We start from the raw sequence: 18,598 nt of genomic DNA on the forward strand, positions 1-18,598 counted from the left end.
GGCGCTACGTTAGTGAGCGCGATGGCCCCATGCAAGCGGGGGCGCGGGCTTTATTTGCAAAGCACCGCGCCGGTGACGCGGGCTTATGGCTGCGGCGGGTTGATCTTTTCCACCAGGGCGTAGGCGCGCTGGGTGGCAGGACGGGCCTGAATGCGCTCGAACCAGCCTTTAAGGGCCGGGAAGTCGTCGATATTCTGCTCTTGCCATTTGTGCGGAACGATCCACGGATAGATCGCCATGTCGGCAATGCTGTACGCCTCGCCGGCGACGAACGGTCGGTCTTCCAGGCGCTTGTTCAGCACCCCGTAGAGGCGTTTGGTCTCGTCGACGTAGCGTTTGATGGCGTACGGGATCTTTTCCGGTGCAAAGCGATTGAAATGGTGGTTCTGCCCGGCCATCGGGCCGAGACCGCCCATTTGCCAGAACAGCCATTGCAGGGCTTCCTGGCGACCGCGCAGGTCTTGCGGGATGAACTGGCCGGTTTTTTCGGCGAGGTAAAGCAGGATGGCCCCGGATTCGAACAGCGACAGTGGCTGGCCGTCGGCGGTGTCGTTGTCGACGATGGCCGGAATACGGTTGTTGGGGGCAATCTTCAGGAAGTCGGCGGCGAATTGCTCGCCTTTGCCGATGTTGATCGGGTGGATCCGGTACGGAAGGCCGGTCTCCTCAAGAAACAGGCTGATCTTGTGGCCGTTGGGGGTGGTCCAGTAGTACAGATCGATCATGAGGCGCTCCATCAGGAAACGGCAGCATGGCGCATGCTGCCGTCGTTCTGCCGCGCCAGGGCGCAGCGGTCGGCGTTATGGATATCACAAAGCGCGACCGCTGTTACAGGAAGTCACACTCAGGCGCCGTGGCACTTCTTGAATTTTTTCTCGCTGCCGCAGGGGCAAGGGTCGTTGCGGCCGACATCTTTCAACGTGTTGCGCACCGGCTCCTGGGGCGCGTGGTTGCAGTGCGGACCGTGCACATGGCCGTGGTCGTGATCGTGGTGATGGTCGTGATCATGATTGCAATCAGGGCCGTGAACGTGGGGTTGCTGGGTCATCTGGGTTACTCCGGGACAAAATCGCCGGGAATTATCTCACCACTGCGGGACAAGTGCAGGTCGCGGGTGAAGAATAATCCGGTGCGCAGGGTGCCTTCGAGGCGGTAGTGCAGCGGCCGGTGGGCGCGCAGCATCTTCGCCAGCGGTTTCAGGTGCTGCCAGAGGTTGGTCCGCACCTCGACCTGGACGGTGCGCCGGCCGTGGGCGTCGATCCGCAGCCACTGGCCGTCGTCGCCTTGGGCCAGCAGCAGCTCATTCAACCGTACCGAGTAGCTCAGACCGCGAACCTGCAAGGCGCTGTCGTTGGGGTTGTCGATACGAAAGTGAAGGATGAAGCGCTGCTGCATCAGCCGCGCCTTGACCGTTTCCACCTTGATCAGGTGCACCTCGGGATCGCGGAAGTCGCTGTCCAGCCAACTGGCGCAGCCTGTCAGGCTCAGCAGGAGCATGAGCACTGACAGACGGGCCAGACGGCGCATGGTCGCTATCCGCCTACATAACTGGAACAGCACTTCTTGAATTTCTGCCCGCTGGCGCAGGGGCAGGCGTCGTTGCGGCCGGCCTTGAGGCCGACGGTCGGGTCGATGAAGTACCAGTGGCCCTGGTTCTGCACGAAGGCCGAACGCTCGCGGTGGCTGTGTTCGCCATCAGCGTCATGCCAGCGCGCGGTGAAGGTGACGAAGGCGTGCTCGGGCTGACCGCCGAAGACCTCCGCCGATTCCACCTCCAGCCCGAGCCAGGTGCTTTGCGCGCTCCAGGCGGCGATGGCCGGGCGGTCGAGGCCGGCCTGTTGCACCGGCAGGGTGGTCTTCACCAGATAGTCCACCAGGCCCAGCACGTAGGCGCTGTAGCGCGAACGCATCAGCGTCTGGGCGTCCGGGGCCGGGTGCCCGGCGTGATAGTGCCCGCAGCAGGTATCCACCAGGTTGCCGCTGCCGCAGGGACAAACCGAAACACTCATCGCGTCACCACCAGTACTTGCCGAAGTTTTGCGGATTGGCCCAGAACTTGGCGTTGAGCCAGTCGGGTACCTGTTTATAGTCACGCAGATCGTAGCTGAACAGGCCGAGGACCTGGTTATCACGCTGGAAACGCTCGTTGGCCTGCAGCGCCAGCGAGTAGAAATCAGTGTCTTCCCAGCCGCTGGCGGCGAGGTCGGCCAGCACGGCGATGCGGTTGGCATTGAGGTTGCGGATGCCGCCCACCAATTCCAGGCCGTTGCGCTTGGGCAGGTGCTCCAGGCAGTCCACCAGCAGCGCCAGGTCGTAGCGCTTGCCCGCCAGATCCGCCGGCAGCGGACCGGGTGCGGCGACATCGATGCTGGCCTGCGGGTGCGCGGCGGCGAAGGCTTCCAGGGCGGGGAAGCGTGTGCCCACCAGCAACAGGCGTTGCGGGGCATGGTGTTCCAATAGCGCGGCCAGGGCCTGTTGCGGCGTGCGCGAAGAAAAGCTCTCGGTCATTGAAGGTCCTCATCTGATCCGCCAAGACTAGCGGGCCACGGCGCCAAGGCAAAGGGGCGCGGTGGTTGCGTCATGGCTTATTGCTGGCGGAGATGGACGCTGCGGTCTTTACTCCCAGAGCATCGGTTTTGCACCGAATCCTCCTGGGAGATGCAACAAATGAGCATAGTTCGCACAGCTTTACCTCTGGTTCTGCTAGCCAGCGTATTGACTGGTTGTGCAGGTTTGCAAAAAACCGACTGGCCGAAGTGTGCTGCCGTCGGAGGCGTCGGTGGCGCCGCATTGGGCGCGATCGAGAGCAGCAGTTGGGCCGGTTGGGGCGCATTGGTGGGCGGCACCATGGCCGCGGCTTATTGCTATGTCCATGGTGATGGCGATGAAGACGGCGATGGCGTGCCGGACAGCCGCGACAAGTGCCCAGGCACGCCGCGTGGTGTCCAGGTCGATGCCAACGGCTGCCCGCCAGAGCCTGCACCGGTCGCAGTGGTTGAAGAAGTGGTGGTCGTGAAGGAAGAGACCATCGTTATCCGTGACATCCACTTCGAGTTCGATTCAGCCAAGCTGACCGCGGCTGACAAGTCTCGCCTGAACACCATCGCCACTCGCCTGAAACAGGAAGCGCCAAGCGCCCGACTGAGCGTGACCGGGCACACCGACAGCGTCGGCTCTGACGCCTACAACCAGAAACTCTCCGAGCGCCGGGCGCATTCGGTGACCGAGTACCTGATTGAAACCGGCGTGCCACGCGCCAGCTTCGTGTCGGTGCGCGGTGCCGGTGAAAGTCAGCCTGAAGCCGACAACCGCACCGCGGACGGCCGGGCACAGAACCGCCGCACGGAAATCCGCATCGAGCGTTGAAGCCTCGCGGCCCGTGGCTTGTGAAGTGCCGCGGGCCGGTCTTTACTCCTGTGTGCTGGTAATAGCCAGTAACACAGGAGGCATTTCCCCATGACCGCACTTACCAGAGCCGCGCTTCCCGTGTTGTTGGCGGCCGGCTTGCTTTCCGGTTGCGCGACCCACAGCGATGGAAGCGCACCACTCAATCAACGGACCTGGCCATTGTGCAGCCTGCTCGGCGGCCTGGTGGGCGGTGGACTCGGCGCCATCGAAAGCTCGGCCTGGGCGGCAGGCGGTGGTGCTGCCGGGGTCATTGCCGGCGGATTGATCTGCTATGCCCATGATGGCGACGAAGACGGCGACGGCGTGTTCGACCGCCGCGACCGCTGCCCGGACACCCCGGCCAATACCCCGGTCAGCCACAACGGCTGCCCACTGCCGCAGTACCCGGTGTCGGAAAAAGTCGCCGAGCCTGAGCCGGTGCAGGAAGTCATTACCCTCAGTGACCAGGGCAATGTGCTGTTCGCCTTCGACTCGGCCGAATTGATGCCGGCCGCGCAGCAACAACTGAACGCGCTGGTCGAGCGCCTGAGTAACCCGGCGGTGACCCGCATCCGCGTGGTCGGGCACACCGACAGCAAGGGCACCGACGCCTACAACCAGCGGCTCTCCGAGCGCCGCGCCAGCGCCGCGGCCGAGTACCTCATCAGCCAGGGCGTGTCGCCGCAGAAAGTCACCAGCCAGGGGCGCGGCGAAAGCGAGCCGGTCGCAGACAATGAAACCGACGCTGGCCGTGCGCAGAATCGCCGGGTAGAGCTGCACCTCAATTGATCGGCGCGGCGTCAGCCGTTATGGTGGCAGTCTGTCTCCTGGCGGATCGCCACGGCTGACGCGAACCCTTCAGGAGCAAGGCTATGAAAGGCTTTCTCGGCTTGTTCAAGGCGCTGACAGTGGTGTTCTGGTGGGTGGTGCTGGTGAATCTGCTGATTCCCGCGCAACCGCCGTTCCACCAGTTGATCAACCTGGCCGGCGCCTCACTGCTGGGGCTTCATCTGCTCGAAATCCTGTTCTTCAACGGTCGCCTGCGCCAGCGCAGCCACCGCTGGTTCGACCGCCTGCAGATTCTGCTGGTGGGCATCTTCCATATCCTCTCCATCCCCGCACCTCCCAAGGAAGCCAAGCATGCGTAAGCTGATGCTGTTGACCGCGTTGTTCAGCCCGCTGAGCATGGCCGATGCCCTGAGCGTTGCACCGCATTCGGTGCTGCGTCTGGCAAACAAGGCCAGTGTCGTTCACCTGGAGCGCCTCGATGTGGCGGATTCCGCCACCTTGCTGTTGCCGTCCAGTCTGGTGGAGCTGAAAGTCGATCAACTGACCCTCGGCCGCGATGCACGAATTGCCGTGGTGCCGGCCCAGGACACCCTGCGTATCGAAGCCGGCAGCGCGCAGCTCGCCGAAGGCAGCCAGATCGCCGCCCATGGCGCGCCGGGGACGTATGAAAAGCCGGCACAGTCAGGCCGCAATCTGGACCTGCGGCTGAATCGCTTGCAGGCACCGCTGCTGTCCATCGATGCCCGCGGCGGCACCGGTGCGCCGGGCTTTGTCGGCCTCGATGGCGCCAACGGCAAGGCCGGTGGCTGCACCTGGGGCCAGGCCAGCCGTGGCGCCAATGGTGACAACGGCGGCAATGGTCATGACGGTGCTCCCGGTGGCCGGGTGCGCCTGAGCCTGCCGGCGGATTATCCGGCAGAGCAGATCAAGGTGCGTCTGGACGGCGGGGCGCCCGGTGCGCCGGGTGTCGCGGGCAAACCGGGGCAGGGCGGGGCGAGCAAGGGCTGCCTGGTCTATCGCACCGATGGCGGTGCCGATGGTCGTCCCGGTGCCGCAGGCCAGCCTGGGCTGGCCGGGTCGCCGGGCGAGTTGAGTGTGCAGCGCCTGTAACGCGTGGTGTTGAGGGCGGCGGCGTTGGCGCGGCCCTCAGAACGACAACCGCGACGCCGCCACCACGATTACCGCAATCCCCAGCAACAGATTGATCCCCACCATGCGCCGGATGCGACCCATCACACCGGCGCCTGCTGCCCAGTCGCCAGCCTCGACGGCCTTGCGCAGCTCAGGCAGCAACAGACTCTGCACTCGCATGAACAGGGCGAACATGGCGATGGCACCCCCCATCATCACCTGCACATGGCGCGGCGCATGGTCGAAGCCGGAATAGTGCATGTGCAGCATGCCCGCGCCACTGACCGCCAGGACCAGCACGGCGATCCACACCCAACTGAAAAAACGCGGAAACACTTCCAGCCACAACTGCAGCCGGGGCGGGCCTTCGAGGACTGTGGCGGCCGCCGGGCGCAGGATCATCCAGGCGAAGAACATGCCGCCGACCCAGACCATGGCGGCCAGGACATGCAGGCTGTAGGGAAGGGCGTAGGCGGTCATCGGGCACTCCATTCGGCGCAAAGGGCAATAGCGGGGTATGATAGCCGGCCCACTCGAAACACTGAAAATTTATCCAGCCTTTTTGGGCGCCCCGAGACCATGATCAGTACCGAACTCAAGTCCCAGATTCAGGGCGCCTACTCCCGTTTTCTCGAAGCCAAGAGCCTCAAACCGCGTTATGGCCAGCGCCTGATGATCGCCGAAGTGGCGAAGGTGCTCGGCGACATCGACTGCGACGACGAAGGTCGGCGCTCTGGCGACCCGGCCGTGGTGGCGGTCGAGGCCGGCACCGGTACCGGCAAGACCGTGGCCTACAGCCTGGCGTCGATCCCCGCGGCCAAAGCCGCCGGCAAGCGCCTGGTGATCGCCACGGCAACCGTCGCCCTGCAAGAGCAGATCGTCTTCAAGGACCTGCCCGACCTGATGCGCAACAGCGGCCTGAACTTCAGCTTCGCCCTGGCCAAGGGGCGCGGCCGCTACCTGTGCCTGTCCAAGCTCGACCTGCTGTTGCAGGAAGGCCACGCGCAGAGCGCCACGGCGCAGTTGTTCGAGGAAGAAGGCTTCAAGATCGAGGTCGATGAAGTCAGCCAGAAGCTGTTCAACAGCATGATCGAGAAGCTCGCCGGCAACCGCTGGGACGGTGATCGCGACAGTTGGCCCATGGCCCTGGAAGACAAGGACTGGATGCGGGTCACCACCGACCACAGCCAGTGCACCGGCCGCCACTGCCCCAACTTCGGCCAGTGCACCTTCTATAAGGCGCGCGAGGGCATGGGCAAGGTCGATGTGATCGTCACCAACCACGACATGGTCCTCGCCGACCTGGCCCTGGGCGGCGGCGCGGTATTGCCCGATCCGCGTGACACCATCTACGTGTTCGACGAAGGCCATCACCTGCCGGACAAGGCCATCGGCCACTTCGCCCATTACAGCCGCCTGCGCTCCACCGCCGACTGGCTGGAGCAGACCGCGAAGAACCTGACCAAGTTGCTGGCCCAGAACCCGCTGCCGGGCGACCTTGGCAAGTTCATCGAGCAGGTGCCGGAGCTGGCCCGGGAGATCAAGAACCAGCAGCAATTCATGTTCAGCGCCTGCGAGCAGGTTGCCGACTTCCGTCCCAGCGAAGACATCGAAGGCCGCGAGCGGCCTCGGCATCGCTTCGTTGGTGGCGTGATTCCGGAGCATATCCGTGAGATCGGCATCGAACTGAAGAAGGGCTTTTCCCGTCTCAACGACTTGTTCTCCCGTCTTACCGACCTGCTCAAGGAAGGCATGGACGGCGAGGTCAATATTGGCATCGCCAGCCACCAGGCCGAGGAGTGGTACCCGCTGTTCGGCACCTTGTTGACCCGCGCCCAGGGCAACTGGGAACTGTGGACCGCCTTCACCGCCGAAGACCCGGAAGACAGCCCGCCAATGGCGCGCTGGCTGACGTTGGCCGAGAGCGGCGCGCTGTTCGACATCGAAGTCAACGCGAGCCCGATCCTGGCTGCCGAGATGCTCCGCCGCAACCTGTGGAGCGTCGCCCACGGCGCCCTGGTGACCTCGGCGACACTCACCGCGCTGGGCACCTTCGACCGTTTCCGCATGCGTTCCGGTTTGCCGCGGGCGGCGGTCACCACGGTGGTGCCAAGCCCGTTCCACCACACCGATGCCGGCGTGCTGCGCGTGCCGGACCTGCGCGCCGACCCGCGAGACGCTGCCGCTCACACCGCAGCGATCATTCGCGATCTGCCGGAACTGGTGGAAGGTTCGCGGGGTTCGCTGGTGCTGTTCTCCTCGCGCAAACAGATGCAGGACGTGTTCGACGGCCTGGACCGCGACTGGCGCAAACAGGTGTTTATCCAGGGCAACCTGTCCAAGCAGGAAACCTTGAACAAGCACAAGGCACGGGTCGATGGTGGTGATCCCAGCGTGCTGTTCGGTCTCGCCAGTTTCGCCGAAGGGGTCGACCTGCCGGGTGCCTATTGCGAGCACGTGGTGATCGCCAAGATCCCCTTCGCCGTGCCGGATGACCCGGTGGAAGCGGCGTTGGCCGAATGGATCGAGGCGCGCGGCGGCAACCCGTTCATGGAAATCGCCGTACCGGATGCGTCGCTGAAACTGATCCAGGCCTGCGGTCGCCTGCTGCGGACCGAAGAGGACCGCGGAATCATCACCCTGCTTGACCGCCGCGTGGTCACCCAACGCTACGGCAAGGCTATTCTTAACGCGCTGCCGCCGTTTCGTCGGGAAATTTCCTGAGCCCAATCGCTGCGCTTCGGCGTCCCGCCAGGCCGCAGCGATCAGGCGCTGAAAATCTTTTGTATTTCTCGCTGTCTATTCACCGGACCCAAGACCCGCAAGGGTCCTTCAAGGAGAACTCGAGCCCCATGTTGCGCCGTACCCTTCCCGCCGTTTTCGCGCTGATGTTCTGCCCGCCACTGTTGGCCGCGCAGCAGACGCTGTTCAACTTTGTGCGCCCCACCTCCGTGGTAAATGTGGCGACCGAGGAGGCCAGCCTGCCGCAGTACAACGCTGAGCAGACGGCCGAAGGCGAAGTGCTGCGCCGAGTGGTGTTCAATCCGGTGCAGCGCCCCAACCTGCGCATGAGTCCGCAGACTGGCGTCTGGGACTGGTCCGCGCAAAAGGCCCTGACCCTGCGCCTGCAAAGCGGGATGGACTGGGCCCTGACGGTCAACGTGACCATCCAGAGCGCCGACGGCAAAACCCTCACCAGCCGCATCCACCTGCCAGCCGGCCCGGCGCAGACCGTGCTGATCCCGCTCCAGGCCAGTTCGCCGCTGAGCCAGGGCATGCGCGCCGGCCCGCCGATGCCCTGGACCTTCGAAGGTCAGCGTCTGATCCTGACCGGCAGTGCTGGCGAGCTGGACCTGAGCCAGGTCACCTCCGTCACCCTGTCGATGAACCAGCCGAATGTCGCCCAGAGCGTGTTGATCGAGCGCATCAACGTGCAGGACGACGACCGCCAGCAGCAGGCAGCGTACAGCCAGTTGATCGATGGCTATGGCCAGTTCAGCCGGGGTCGCTGGCCGGAAAAGGTCAGCAGCGACGAGCAACTGCGCAGCGCGGCCGCCAAAGAGCAGCAACAACTCAAGACCTGGCTGGCCGAACGCCAGAAGCAGCCGCTGGACCGCTTCGGCGGCTGGACCGGCGGGCAGACCTTCGATGCCAAGGGCTTCTTCCGCACGGTCAAACGTGATGGTCGCTGGTACCTGGTTACGCCGGAGGGGCATCCGTTCTATTCGCTGGGCGTCAACGCGGTGAACGCTGAACCCGGGCGCACTTATGTCGCCGGGCGTGAAGCGATGTTCAGCGGGCTGCCGGCGGCGGATTCGCCATTGGCGGCCTTCTACGGTGACGGCAACAACAACGACGGCAATGCCTCGTCCAAAGGACGCAATTTCAACCAGGGCCGCTGGTTCGACTTCTATGCCGCCAACCTCGAGCGCAGCTACGGCAAACCTTGCACGCCAGCCGCAGCCACCGGCCATACGCCCGCCGCGCCGTGCCCGCCAACCGCCTTCGATGCCGGACGCTGGCAGGCCCAGGCCCTCGACCGTTTGCAGGCCTGGGGCTTCAACACCCTCGGCAACTGGAGCGACCCCGACCTGGGCCATGCCCAGCGTCTGCCTTACACCTTGCCGCTGGCGATCGTCGGCGATTACGCCAGCATCAGCACCGGCATGGACTGGTGGGGCGCGATGCCCGACCCGTTCGACCCGCGTTTCGCCATGGCCACCGAACGTGCGGTGGCCATTGCCGCCCGCGATCACCGCGATGATCCGTGGCTGATCGGCTACTTCGCCGACAACGAACTGGCCTGGGCCGCGCCGGGAGACGATCCCAAGTCGCGCTATGGCCTGGCCTATGGCACCTTGCGCCTGACCACCGACGTGCCGGCCAAGCGTGCCTTCCTCAAGCAACTGCGCGACAAGTACCGTAACCAGGAAGGCCTGTCCAAGGCCTGGGGCATCGAGTTGAGCGCCTGGGAACTGATGGAAGACCCAGGCTTCGAGCCGCCGCTGCCAAGCGCCGAACACCCGGAAATCGAAGCGGACTTCAAGCATTTCCAGCGCACCTTCGCCGACGCTTATTTCAAGACCATCTCCGATGCACTGAAGTGGCATGCGCCGAACCAACTGCTGCTGGGCGGCCGCTTCGCCGTTACCACTCCGGAGGCCGTGGCGGCCTGCGCCCAATACTGTGATGTGCTGAGCTTCAACTTCTATACCCCGAAACCTCAGGACGGCTACGACTTCGCCCAGTTGCGGGCGCTGGACAAGCCGGTGCTGGTCTCCGAGTTCCACTTCGGTTCCCGCGACCGCGGACCGTTCTGGCCGGGGCCGATGGAAGTCGCCCGCGAGGAAGATCGCGGCCCGGCCTACACGGCGTTCCTCAAGGCGGCGCTGTCCGAGCCGAGCATTGTCGGCGCGCACTGGTTCCAGTTCGCCGACCAGCCGGCCAGCGGACGTCTGCTCGATGGCGAAAACGGCCACTTCGGCCTGGTCGGCATCACCGACGTGCCGTTCCAGGGCTTCGTCGAACAGGTGCGCAAGGCCAACCTGCAGGTGGAGAAAGAGATCGTCGGCAGTGCACCGGCCCGGCAACCGGCGAGCGAGCCCGGCAAACCCTGAACCTTAGATGAATGATGTCGCCGTCTGACCCGTGTCTGTTCCCAAATCCGCTCCGTGCTGAAACAATGCACGCCACTTTTCAGGCAGGTTGTGCAGGAGTCGTCGGGTGCAGATTCAGGGTCATTTCGAACTGAAGTTCGAAGCGGTACGCGAGGCCTTCGCGGCTCTCTTCGACGATCCCCAGGAGCGCGGTGCGGCGTTGTGCATCCAGATCGGTGGCGAAACAGTCCTCGACCTGTGGGCCGGCAGCGCCGACAAGGACGGCCAGGAGGCCTGGCACAGCGACACCATCGCCAACCTGTTCTCCTGCACCAAGACCTTTGCCGCGGTCACCGCGTTGCAACTGGTGGGCGAGGGCAAGCTGCAACTCGACGCGCCGGTTGCGCGCTACTGGCCCGAGTTCGCCCAGGCCGGCAAAGAGTCGGTAACCCTGCGCCACTTGCTCTGCCACCAGGCCGGCCTGCCGGCGATCCGCGAACTGCTCCCCGCCGAAGCCCTCTACAACTGGCAAACCATGGTCGACACCCTGGCCGCTGAAGCGCCGTGGTGGACGCCGGGCAGTGCGCATGGCTACGCCGCGATCACCTATGGCTGGCTGGTGGGTGAGCTGATTCGCCGCGCCGATGGCCGGGGCCCGGGCGAGTCGATCGTTGCGCGTACGGCAAAACCCTTGGGGCTGGATTTTCATATCGGCCTGGCCGACGAGGAATTCCACCGTGTCGCCCATATCGCTCGCGGCAAGGGCAACCTCGGCGACGAAGCGGCGCAGCGCTTGCTTCAGGTCACCATGCGCGAGCCGCAGGCCCTGTCGACCCGGGCCTTCACCAACCCGCCGGCAATCCTCACCAGCACCAACAAACCCGAGTGGCGGCGCATGCAGCAGCCGGCGGCGAACGGTCACGGCAACGCCCGCAGTCTGGCCGGCTTCTACGCCGGGCTGCTCGATGGCAGCCTGCTGGAATCCGAACTGCTCGACGAACTGACCCGCGAACACAGCCTGGGTGAAGACAAGACCCTGCTCACCCGCACCCGTTTCGGCCTGGGCTGCATGCTTGACCAGCCGACGGTGGCCAACGCGACGTTTGGCCTCGGCGCCCGTGCGTTCGGGCATCCGGGCGCGGGCGGCTCGGTCGGTTTCGCTGACCCTGAGCACGACGTTGCCTTCGGCTTCGTCACCAATACCCTCGGCCCCTACATCCTCATGGACCCCCGTGCGCAAAAACTGGTGCGGGTCCTGAAAGCGTGCCTTTGATCGGTTGGCCCTGTACTCACGGGGCCGGTTGGCTATTCTGCATTCCACGTATTTTTTCTTTCATTTTCATGGTGTATCGCTGATGTCTTCACATAAAACCTTAGCTCTTGCCCTGTGCCTGGCCATCACCGGTTGCGCCCAGAACCCCCAGAAAGACGCCGCCGACAGCGGTCACAGCTGGTGGCCGTTTGGCTCGGACAAGGTCGCCGATCAGGAAGTGAAGGCAGCCGTGACCGAGAAAGTCGTCAAGTCCGAAGCCAAGTCCGAAGGCGGCAGTTGGTGGTGGCCTTTTGGTGGTAGCGAAGAAAAAGAGGTCGCAGCGGCGGCGGTACCGAAGATTGACGTGAAGGCCACCCAGGCCTGGCTGGACGCTTACGAGCCGCGCCTGCGCGAGGCGGTCAAGGACAGCAAGCTGGAACTGGAGCGCCGTGAAGACGTGCTGGTGGTGATCTTGCCGGTGGACAGCGGCTACAACCCGGATCGTCCGGCCATGCTGCTGCCGGTCACCCTCGGCCCGATCACCCGGATCGCCAAGATCGTTGAAACCGACACCAAGACTGCCGTCCTGGTCCTCGGCCATGCCGACAGCAGCGGCGCCGCCGCGGCCAACCAGAAGCTGAGCCAGGAGCGCGCCCAGTCGGTGGCGGCGATCTTCCGCCTCAGCGGCCTGCAGCGTGATCGCCTGGGCCTGCGCGGCCTCGGTTCGGTGGCGCCACGGGCAGCCAACGACAGCCTGCAGGGCCGTTCGCTGAACCGTCGTGTGGAAATGATCCTGACCCCGCAAGCCACCATGGTGGCGCTGCTTGCCAAGTACCAGCAGCCAACCCCAAGCCCGGCTGCGCTGGTCGCTGTCCAGGATGCCAAACCTGCGGTCAAGGCACCTGCGGCCAAGCCAGCCGCCAAGGCTGCTGCCAAAGCCCCGGCCAAAGCGGCGCCTGCCAAGAAAGCCGCCCCGGTGAAAGACACCGCGGCCAAGAAGAAAGCTGCACCAGCCAAACCGGCTGCGAAAAAAGCCGAGCCCGCAGCCAAGAAGGTTGCGGCCAACAGCCCTGCGAAGACCAACTGATCCTCAAGGAACGCTGTAGATGACTCAGACGCTGGCAGATATGCGCCGTGACTACACCCGCGACGGCCTGGCTGAAGCCCAGGCCCCGAGCGAGCCCTTTGCGCTGTTTCACCAATGGTTCGCCGACGCGGTGAAAACCGAACAGGCCCCGGTGGAAGCCAATGCCATGACCGTGGCAACCGTGGACGAGCACGGCCGTCCGCATTGCCGCATTCTCCTGCTCAAGGGCCTGGACGAGCAGGGCTTCACCTTCTTCACCAACTACGAGAGCGCCAAGGGTCAGCATTTGCTGGCCAATCCGTACGCGGCCATGACCTTCTTCTGGCCGACGCTGGAGCGCCAGGTGCGTATCGAAGGGAAGGTGGTGAAGGTCTCGCCGCAAGAGTCCGATGCCTATTACCAGGTGCGCCCGCTGGGTAGCCGCCTGGGCGCCTGGGCTTCACCGCAGAGCCGGGTGATCGCCGATCGTGGCGAGCTTGAGGCGCTGCTCAAGGCGACCGAACAGCGTTTCAGCGACAGCCAGCCGCAGTGCCCCGAGCACTGGGGTGGCTACCGCCTGTTGCCGGAGCGCATCGAGTTCTGGCAGGGCCGTCCGAGCCGTCTGCACGATCGCCTCAACTATCGCCTGGAGCAGGGCGCCTGGCTGCGTGAGCGGCTGGCGCCTTAAGCTGCGCTGTATCCGGCGGCCTCGCGTTCCAGCCAGGCCGCCAACTCCTTCCGTTTGACCTTCTGCGCCTTGGCCGCTTCGAGCCGCTGGAGCATGAATTCGCGTTTCTGCTCGTCCTTCCCCGCAAACGACAGGGCCAGGTCCCGGTCGGTCCAGCGCCTGATCCGCACGTACAGCCAACCGTGAAAATACAGGCCGGCCACGGTGGTGACGGCGATGATGAAGTAATCCATGTCTATCCTTGTTAACCGAGCCTTCTGACAGTTCCAGGTGTGCTGCCTGTACCCAAGCTGAATGGAAGCAATTTTATCCGGTGCGTGTCGTGACAGTCGTCAATGTGCGGAGTCTAATGAGCACCTGTCTTAAGGAGATGATCCTATGCGTAAGTCTGTTCTGCTGGTTGCATCGTTCACCACGATGTCGCTGCTGCTGGGGGGATGTGCCTCCAACCTGTCCGGCGACTCCTACTCTCGGGACGAGGCACGCCGCGTCCAGACCGTGCGCATGGGTACCATCGAGTCCCTGCGCCCTGTGAAGATCGAAGGCACCAAAACCCCGATCGGCGGTGGCGCCGGTGCGGTGGTCGGTGGTGTCGCCGGTAGCGCCATCGGTGGCGGTCGCGGCAGCATCGTCGCCGCAGTGATCGGTGCGGTCGCCGGCGGCTTGGCCGGTTCTGCCGCCGAAGAAGGGCTGACCCGTACCCAAGGTGTGGAAGTCACCGTTCGCGAGGATGATGGCAGCATGCGCGCCTATGTACAGCAGGTTCAGGAGAACGAGATTTTCCGGGTCGGCGAGCGCGTGCGTATCGTGACCGTCGACGGCACCAGCCGCGTCACCCACTGATCGGCAACGCCAGAAAGACAAAACCCCGACACGGCGCGCCGTTCGGGGTTTTTTATTGCTGGCTGAAAAGCCGTGGATCAGCTCGCCTGGGCCTTGCGGCTGCACAGGGCTGTGATGCCGTAGCCGATCAGCGCGGCAAACAGCGAACCGGTGAGGATGCCCATTCGGTCCATGCCAGCGTACTCGCTGCTACCGGGCATGAAGGCCAGCGAGCCGACAAACAGGCTCATGGTGAAGCCGATGCCACAGAGAATCGCCACGCCGAGGACCTGTCCCCAGTTGGCGCCGCTGGGCAGGGCGGCCATGCCGAGCTTGATGGCGATCCAGGTCAGGCCGAACACGCCGATGGTCTTGCCCGCCAGCAGGCCGAGGGCGATGCCCATGGGCACGGTGTGGGTGAAGCTTTCCAGGGTCACGCCGGTCAGCGACACGCCGGCATTGGCAAAGGCGAACAACGGCAGGATGCCGTATGCGACCCAAGGGTGCAGGGCATGTTCAAGGCTGCGCAGCGGCGAGGTCTCGGCATTGCGGGTGCGCAGTGGAATGCACAGCGCCAGGGTGACCCCGGCCAGGGTCGCGTGAACGCCGCTTTTCAGCACACAGACCCAGAGGATCAGGCCGACCACCATGTACGGACCGAGTTTGACCACCCCCAGCCGGTTCATCGCAATCAGCACCAGTAGGCAGGCGGCGGCCAGCATCAGCGAAAGGCTGGACAGCGAGCCGGAGTAGAACAGCGCAATGATGATGATGGCGCCGAGGTCGTCGATGATCGCCAGGGTCATCAGGAACAGCTTGAGCGAGGCCGGTACCCGCTTGCCCAGCAGGGCCAGCACGCCAAGCGCGAAGGCGATGTCGGTCGCGGTAGGAATCGCCCAGCCCGCGACGGCGGCGGGGTTGTCCCGGTTGAGGAACCAGTAGATCAGCGCCGGCACTACCATGCCGCCCACTGCGGCAGCGGCGGGCAGTACCACCTGCGAAGGTTTGGACAGTTGTCCTTCCAACACCTCGCGCTTGACCTCCAGGCCGATCAGCAGGAAGAACAGCGCCATCAGGCCGTCGTTGATCCACAGCAGCAGCGGCTTGGCGATGTTCAACGCGCCAATCTGGACGGCCACCGGGACTTCCAGCAGCCCGCTGTACAACCAGGAAAGCGGGGAATTGTTGATGATCAGGGCCAGGACCGCGGCAGCGATCAACAACAGGCCACTGGCGGCTTCCAACTGAAAGAAACGAGTGAATGTGCTACGAAGAGGCAAGATCGCTTCCTCCCATCAAATGTGCAAAAGGCCGGCCACCCTAACCCTTTGTGTTATTCATTAAAATAAAAACTATATTCTTTTTTGTTATAAGTAATTTCGACCGTTTCAGTTTCGTCGATGTTTTCCGATTGGCATGTCGGAATCGGCTTATGTGGACGGTAGTTGGTTAAACCGGATTTGTAATTTGAGGCGCGCTTGTGATTTTTAAAGCGCTTCACATCCTGTGTTAGCGTGCTGTAGTCCTTTCGCTTGAGAACCCCCTATGAGCCATGACCGCACCTGGGCCCGCGAAGCCATCCGCATCATCGAGGCCGATTTCCAGCGCAGCGCCGACACGCACTTGATTCCGTTGCCGATGGCCGGCTTTCCCGAGGTCGACCTGTATTTCAAGGACGAATCCAGCCATCCCACCGGCAGCCTCAAGCATCGGCTGGCGCGGTCGCTGTTTCTGTATGCGCTGTGCAACGGCTGGTTGCGGCCCGGAGCCCCGGTCATCGAGGCTTCCAGCGGTTCGACGGCGATTTCCGAAGCCTACTTCGCCCGCTTGCTCGGTCTGCCCTTCATTGCCGTGATGCCCGCGACGACCTCGCGGGAGAAGATCGCCCAGATCGAGTTCTACGGTGGGCAGCCGCATCTGGTGAAAGATCCGACGCAGATCTACGCCGAGTCCGAGCGCTTGGCGCGGGAAAGCGGCGGGCACTTCATGGACCAGTTCACCTATGCCGAGCGCGCCACCGACTGGCGGGCGAACAACAACATCGCCGAGTCGATCTTCAGTCAATTGCGTTTCGAGCGGCATGCCGAGCCAAGCTGGCTGGTTTCCAGCCCCGGTACGGGCGGCACCACCGCGACACTGGGGCGTTATGTGCGCTATCGGCGCCACGCCACCCGAGTGTTGTGCGCCGATGCCGAGCGGTCGGTGTTTTTCGATTGCTACCGCACCGGTGACCGCGACCTGCGGCTGGACTGTGGGTCGCGCATCGAAGGCATTGGCCGGCCGAGGGTCGAGGCGTCGTTCTTGCCGGCGGTGATCGATGCGATGGTCAAAGTGCCGGACGCCTTGTCGCTGGCGGCCATGCATTACCTGGCGCGCCGGCTGGGGCGGCGGGTCGGTGGCTCCAGCGGGACCAACCTGATCGGGGCGTTGCAGGCAGCATTGCAGATGAAGTCGGCAGACGAGGCGGGATCGATCGTGGCGATTCTCTGCGACAGCGGCGAACGCTACGCGACGACCTACTACGACGAGCAGTGGTTGAAGGCGCAGGGCTATCAACTGGAGGCGTTGATCGAGGTGGTGGCAGGGTGTGTCGAGCGGGGCGAAGCGCTGCCCGAGACGGTCTTGCGCGAAGGGATTTGACTCGCTTGTCGCGACGGCTCGGCACCCCGAACCGTCGCGTCAGGCGTGATTACTCGGTCAGCCCCAGCATGCTGCGGGTCACGGCCTCGGCGATGCGGATCCCGTCGACACCGGCCGAGAGAATCCCGCCCGCATAGCCTGCACCTTCACCGGCCGGGAACAGCCCTTTCAGATTCAGGCTTTGCAGCGTTTCGTCGCGGGTAATCCGCAGCGGCGACGAGGTGCGCGTCTCGATGCCGGTCAGTACCGCATCCGGCAGGTTGTAGCCCTTGATCTGGCGGTCGAAGGCCGGCAGGGCCTCGCGGATGGCTTCGATGGCGAAGTCCGGCAGGCTCGGGGCCAGGTCGCCAAGGTTGATGCCCGGCTTGTAGGACGGTTCGACGCTGCCCAAGGCCTTGGACGGACGACCGGCGACGAAATCGCCGACCAGTTGCGCCGGCGCCTGGTAGTTGCTGCCGCCCAGGACGTAGGCGAGGGATTCCAGGCGTTCCTGCAACTCGATGCCTGCCAGCGGGCCGCCCGGGTAATCCTGCTCGGGGGTGATGCCGACGACGATGCCCGAGTTGGCGTTACGTTCGTTGCGCGAGTACTGGCTCATGCCGTTGGTGACGACCCGGCCCGGTTCGCTGGTGGCGGCAACCACGGTGCCGCCTGGGCACATGCAGAAGCTGTAGACCGAGCGGCCGTTCTTGGCGTGGTACACCAGTTTGTAATCGGCGGCGCCGAGTTTCGGGTGACCGGCGTATTTGCCCAGGCGAGCCTGATCGATCAGCGATTGCGGGTGCTCGATGCGGAAACCGATGGAGAACGGCTTGGCTTCCATGTATACGCCGCGGCTGTGCAGCATGCGGAAGGTGTCGCGGGCGCTGTGGCCGAGGGCCAGGACCACATGGCGCGAATGCAGCGTTTCGCCGTTCTGCAGGACCACGCCGGTCAGTTGACCGTCGTCCATCACCAGGTCGGTGACCTTGTGTTCGAAGCGTACTTCGCCGCCCAGCGCGCCGATTTCCTCGCGGATGTTCTCGACCATGCCGGTCAGGCGGAAGGTGCCGATGTGCGGCTTGTTGACGTAGAGAATCTCGTCCGGCGCGCCGGCCTTGACGAACTCGTGCAGGACCTTGCGGCCGTAGTGTTTCGGGTCCTTGATCTGGCTGTACAGCTTGCCGTCGGAGAACGTACCGGCGCCGCCCTCGCCAAACTGGACGTTGGACTCCGGGTTGAGCTCGCTTTTACGCCACAGGCCCCAGGTGTCCTTGGTGCGCTGGCGAACTTCCTTGCCGCGCTCGAGGATGATCGGGCGCAGCCCGGCCTGGGCCAGGATCAGGCCGGCGAAAATACCGCAGGGGCCGAAACCGACCACGATCGGACGCTCGGCAAGGCCACCCTCGGGGGCTGGTCCCACGGGTTTGTAGGTGACGTCGGGAGCGATGCCGATGTTGTGATCGTCGGCGAACTTGCTCAGTACGGCTGCTTCATCACGGACATTCAGGTCGATGGCGTAGATGAACAGCAGTTCGGTGTTCTTCTTGCGCGCATCGTAGCTGCGCTTGAAGATGGTGAAGTCCAGCAACTGGTCGTCGCTGATGCCCAGGCGTTGCACGATAGCGTCGCGCAGGGCTTCGTCGGGGTGATCCAGCGGCAGCTTCAGTTCGGTAATTCGTAGCATGACAGGGTCCAGTATCCCGGCCATGGAGGGGCCGGCGGCTTTACACAAACCGCCGAGTATA

20 protein-coding genes are annotated in these 18,598 nt (G+C 64.2%); 11 read left to right on the forward strand and 9 right to left on the reverse strand.

Annotation, left to right across the window (positions count from 1 at the left end):
* Positions 1-83: 83 nt before the first annotated feature.
* The 5 genes from HWV67_RS18870 to HWV67_RS18890 all read right to left on the reverse strand — a co-directional run bounded on the left by HWV67_RS18870 (position 84) and on the right by HWV67_RS18890 (position 2,508).
* Positions 84-725 carry a glutathione binding-like protein gene (locus HWV67_RS18870; RefSeq protein ID WP_110971833.1) on the reverse strand — a complete coding sequence of 214 codons (642 nt, stop codon included), beginning with the start codon at positions 723-725 and terminating at the stop codon, positions 84-86.
* A gap of 119 nt (positions 726-844) precedes the next feature.
* Entirely contained in the window at positions 845-1,048 is a 204-nt protein-coding gene (locus tag HWV67_RS18875) for an SEC-C metal-binding domain-containing protein (RefSeq protein WP_095154922.1), read from the reverse strand.
* A gap of 5 nt (positions 1,049-1,053) precedes the next feature.
* Positions 1,054-1,527 (reverse strand): LEA type 2 family protein, encoded by a 474-nt coding sequence (locus tag HWV67_RS18880; RefSeq protein ID WP_175652327.1) that lies wholly within the window; start codon positions 1,525-1,527, stop codon positions 1,054-1,056.
* A gap of 5 nt (positions 1,528-1,532) precedes the next feature.
* Positions 1,533-2,009, reverse strand: coding sequence for a YchJ family protein (locus HWV67_RS18885; protein WP_175652328.1), 477 nt, complete (start codon positions 2,007-2,009; stop codon positions 1,533-1,535).
* 4 nt (positions 2,010-2,013) lie between these two features.
* Positions 2,014-2,508 carry a DUF6231 family protein gene (locus HWV67_RS18890; RefSeq protein ID WP_175652329.1) on the reverse strand — a complete coding sequence of 165 codons (495 nt, stop codon included), beginning with the start codon at positions 2,506-2,508 and terminating at the stop codon, positions 2,014-2,016.
* Positions 2,509-2,667: 159 nt separating this feature from the next.
* On the opposite strand from HWV67_RS18890, the gene HWV67_RS18895 reads away from it, so the two are divergent.
* From HWV67_RS18895 to HWV67_RS18910, 4 genes are all read left to right on the forward strand, one after another.
* Positions 2,668-3,366: an OmpA family protein gene (locus tag HWV67_RS18895; protein WP_175652330.1), complete on the forward strand. Its 699-nt coding sequence runs from the start codon at positions 2,668-2,670 to the stop codon at positions 3,364-3,366.
* Positions 3,367-3,456: 90 nt separating this feature from the next.
* The gene (locus HWV67_RS18900) at positions 3,457-4,176 is read left to right on the forward strand and encodes an OmpA family protein (RefSeq protein WP_175652331.1); all 720 of its coding nucleotides are present in this window, start codon (positions 3,457-3,459) and stop codon (positions 4,174-4,176) included.
* Between the two features lie 83 nt (positions 4,177-4,259).
* A complete protein-coding gene (locus HWV67_RS18905) occupies positions 4,260-4,535 on the forward strand; it encodes a DUF1145 domain-containing protein (RefSeq protein ID WP_095154928.1) in 276 nt (91 codons plus the stop codon).
* Positions 4,528-5,286: a collagen-like triple helix repeat-containing protein gene (locus tag HWV67_RS18910; RefSeq protein ID WP_175652332.1), complete on the forward strand. Its 759-nt coding sequence runs from the start codon at positions 4,528-4,530 to the stop codon at positions 5,284-5,286. Before HWV67_RS18905 ends, HWV67_RS18910 begins: the two co-directional genes overlap by 8 nt.
* Before the next feature lie 36 nt (positions 5,287-5,322).
* Here the strand turns inward: HWV67_RS18910 and HWV67_RS18915 are convergent, their stop codons facing one another.
* Positions 5,323-5,787 (reverse strand): CopD family protein, encoded by a 465-nt coding sequence (locus HWV67_RS18915; protein WP_175652333.1) that lies wholly within the window; start codon positions 5,785-5,787, stop codon positions 5,323-5,325.
* A gap of 99 nt (positions 5,788-5,886) precedes the next feature.
* Between HWV67_RS18915 and dinG the strand changes: the two genes are divergently transcribed.
* The 5 genes from dinG (at position 5,887) to pdxH (ending at position 13,409) form a co-directional block, all read left to right on the forward strand.
* Positions 5,887-8,031: an ATP-dependent DNA helicase DinG gene (gene dinG, locus HWV67_RS18920; protein WP_175652334.1), complete on the forward strand. Its 2,145-nt coding sequence runs from the start codon at positions 5,887-5,889 to the stop codon at positions 8,029-8,031.
* Positions 8,032-8,159: 128 nt separating this feature from the next.
* Positions 8,160-10,424: a beta-galactosidase gene (locus HWV67_RS18925; RefSeq protein ID WP_175652335.1), complete on the forward strand. Its 2,265-nt coding sequence runs from the start codon at positions 8,160-8,162 to the stop codon at positions 10,422-10,424.
* A gap of 106 nt (positions 10,425-10,530) precedes the next feature.
* On the forward strand, positions 10,531-11,676 hold the full coding sequence (locus HWV67_RS18930; RefSeq protein WP_175652336.1) for a serine hydrolase domain-containing protein: 1,146 nt from the start codon (positions 10,531-10,533) through the stop codon (positions 11,674-11,676).
* A gap of 82 nt (positions 11,677-11,758) precedes the next feature.
* Positions 11,759-12,742, forward strand: coding sequence for an OmpA family protein (locus HWV67_RS18935; protein ID WP_175652337.1), 984 nt, complete (start codon positions 11,759-11,761; stop codon positions 12,740-12,742).
* A 19-nt stretch (positions 12,743-12,761) separates the two neighbouring features.
* Positions 12,762-13,409 carry a pyridoxamine 5'-phosphate oxidase gene (gene pdxH / locus HWV67_RS18940; RefSeq protein ID WP_110971822.1) on the forward strand — a complete coding sequence of 216 codons (648 nt, stop codon included), beginning with the start codon at positions 12,762-12,764 and terminating at the stop codon, positions 13,407-13,409.
* On the opposite strand, the gene HWV67_RS18945 is transcribed toward pdxH, so the two are convergent.
* A complete protein-coding gene (locus tag HWV67_RS18945; RefSeq protein ID WP_175652338.1) occupies positions 13,406-13,642 on the reverse strand; it encodes a hypothetical protein in 237 nt (78 codons plus the stop codon). The two genes, pdxH and HWV67_RS18945, sit on opposite strands and share 4 nt — an antisense overlap.
* A gap of 145 nt (positions 13,643-13,787) precedes the next feature.
* Here HWV67_RS18945 and HWV67_RS18950 point away from each other — a divergent pair, with 145 nt between their 5' ends.
* Entirely contained in the window at positions 13,788-14,252 is a 465-nt protein-coding gene (locus HWV67_RS18950) for a glycine zipper 2TM domain-containing protein (RefSeq protein WP_095154937.1), read from the forward strand.
* 77 nt (positions 14,253-14,329) lie between these two features.
* Here HWV67_RS18950 and nhaA read toward each other — a convergent pair whose 3' ends face one another.
* Entirely contained in the window at positions 14,330-15,511 is a 1,182-nt protein-coding gene (nhaA, locus tag HWV67_RS18955; protein ID WP_175652339.1) for a Na+/H+ antiporter NhaA, read from the reverse strand.
* Positions 15,512-15,776: 265 nt separating this feature from the next.
* Here nhaA and HWV67_RS18960 point away from each other — a divergent pair, with 265 nt between their 5' ends.
* Positions 15,777-16,871, forward strand: a complete 1,095-nt coding sequence (locus HWV67_RS18960) for a PLP-dependent cysteine synthase family protein (RefSeq protein ID WP_095154939.1) — start codon at positions 15,777-15,779, stop codon at positions 16,869-16,871.
* 49 nt (positions 16,872-16,920) lie between these two features.
* On the opposite strand, the gene HWV67_RS18965 is transcribed toward HWV67_RS18960, so the two are convergent.
* Positions 16,921-18,537, reverse strand: coding sequence for an NAD(P)/FAD-dependent oxidoreductase (locus HWV67_RS18965; protein ID WP_095154940.1), 1,617 nt, complete (start codon positions 18,535-18,537; stop codon positions 16,921-16,923).
* Positions 18,538-18,598: the final 61 nt, after the last annotated feature.

Origin of the sequence: Pseudomonas sp. Marseille-P9899 (assembly GCF_903166565.1) — a bacterium.
Classification (GTDB): Bacteria; Pseudomonadota; Gammaproteobacteria; order Pseudomonadales; family Pseudomonadaceae; genus Aquipseudomonas; species Aquipseudomonas huaxiensis.

Excerpts from the sequence above, each read along its gene's own strand:
- HWV67_RS18870 (WP_110971833.1), bottom strand. The coding sequence starts at position 725 with ATGATCGATCTGTACTACTGGACCACCCCCAACGGCCACAAGATCAGC.
- HWV67_RS18875 (WP_095154922.1), bottom strand. The coding sequence starts at position 1,048 with ATGACCCAGCAACCCCACGTTCACGGCCCTGATTGCAATCATGATCAC.
- HWV67_RS18880 (WP_175652327.1), bottom strand. The coding sequence starts at position 1,527 with ATGCGCCGTCTGGCCCGTCTGTCAGTGCTCATGCTCCTGCTGAGCCTG.
- HWV67_RS18885 (WP_175652328.1), bottom strand. The coding sequence starts at position 2,009 with ATGAGTGTTTCGGTTTGTCCCTGCGGCAGCGGCAACCTGGTGGATACC.
- HWV67_RS18890 (WP_175652329.1), bottom strand. The coding sequence starts at position 2,508 with ATGACCGAGAGCTTTTCTTCGCGCACGCCGCAACAGGCCCTGGCCGCG.
- HWV67_RS18895 (WP_175652330.1), top strand. The coding sequence starts at position 2,668 with ATGAGCATAGTTCGCACAGCTTTACCTCTGGTTCTGCTAGCCAGCGTA.
- HWV67_RS18900 (WP_175652331.1), top strand. The coding sequence starts at position 3,457 with ATGACCGCACTTACCAGAGCCGCGCTTCCCGTGTTGTTGGCGGCCGGC.
- HWV67_RS18905 (WP_095154928.1), top strand. The coding sequence starts at position 4,260 with ATGAAAGGCTTTCTCGGCTTGTTCAAGGCGCTGACAGTGGTGTTCTGG.
- HWV67_RS18910 (WP_175652332.1), top strand. The coding sequence starts at position 4,528 with ATGCGTAAGCTGATGCTGTTGACCGCGTTGTTCAGCCCGCTGAGCATG.
- HWV67_RS18915 (WP_175652333.1), bottom strand. The coding sequence starts at position 5,787 with ATGACCGCCTACGCCCTTCCCTACAGCCTGCATGTCCTGGCCGCCATG.
- dinG (WP_175652334.1), top strand. The coding sequence starts at position 5,887 with ATGATCAGTACCGAACTCAAGTCCCAGATTCAGGGCGCCTACTCCCGT.
- HWV67_RS18925 (WP_175652335.1), top strand. The coding sequence starts at position 8,160 with ATGTTGCGCCGTACCCTTCCCGCCGTTTTCGCGCTGATGTTCTGCCCG.
- HWV67_RS18935 (WP_175652337.1), top strand. The coding sequence starts at position 11,759 with ATGTCTTCACATAAAACCTTAGCTCTTGCCCTGTGCCTGGCCATCACC.
- pdxH (WP_110971822.1), top strand. The coding sequence starts at position 12,762 with ATGACTCAGACGCTGGCAGATATGCGCCGTGACTACACCCGCGACGGC.
- HWV67_RS18945 (WP_175652338.1), bottom strand. The coding sequence starts at position 13,642 with ATGGATTACTTCATCATCGCCGTCACCACCGTGGCCGGCCTGTATTTT.
- HWV67_RS18950 (WP_095154937.1), top strand. The coding sequence starts at position 13,788 with ATGCGTAAGTCTGTTCTGCTGGTTGCATCGTTCACCACGATGTCGCTG.
- HWV67_RS18960 (WP_095154939.1), top strand. The coding sequence starts at position 15,777 with ATGAGCCATGACCGCACCTGGGCCCGCGAAGCCATCCGCATCATCGAG.
- HWV67_RS18965 (WP_095154940.1), bottom strand. The coding sequence starts at position 18,537 with ATGCTACGAATTACCGAACTGAAGCTGCCGCTGGATCACCCCGACGAA.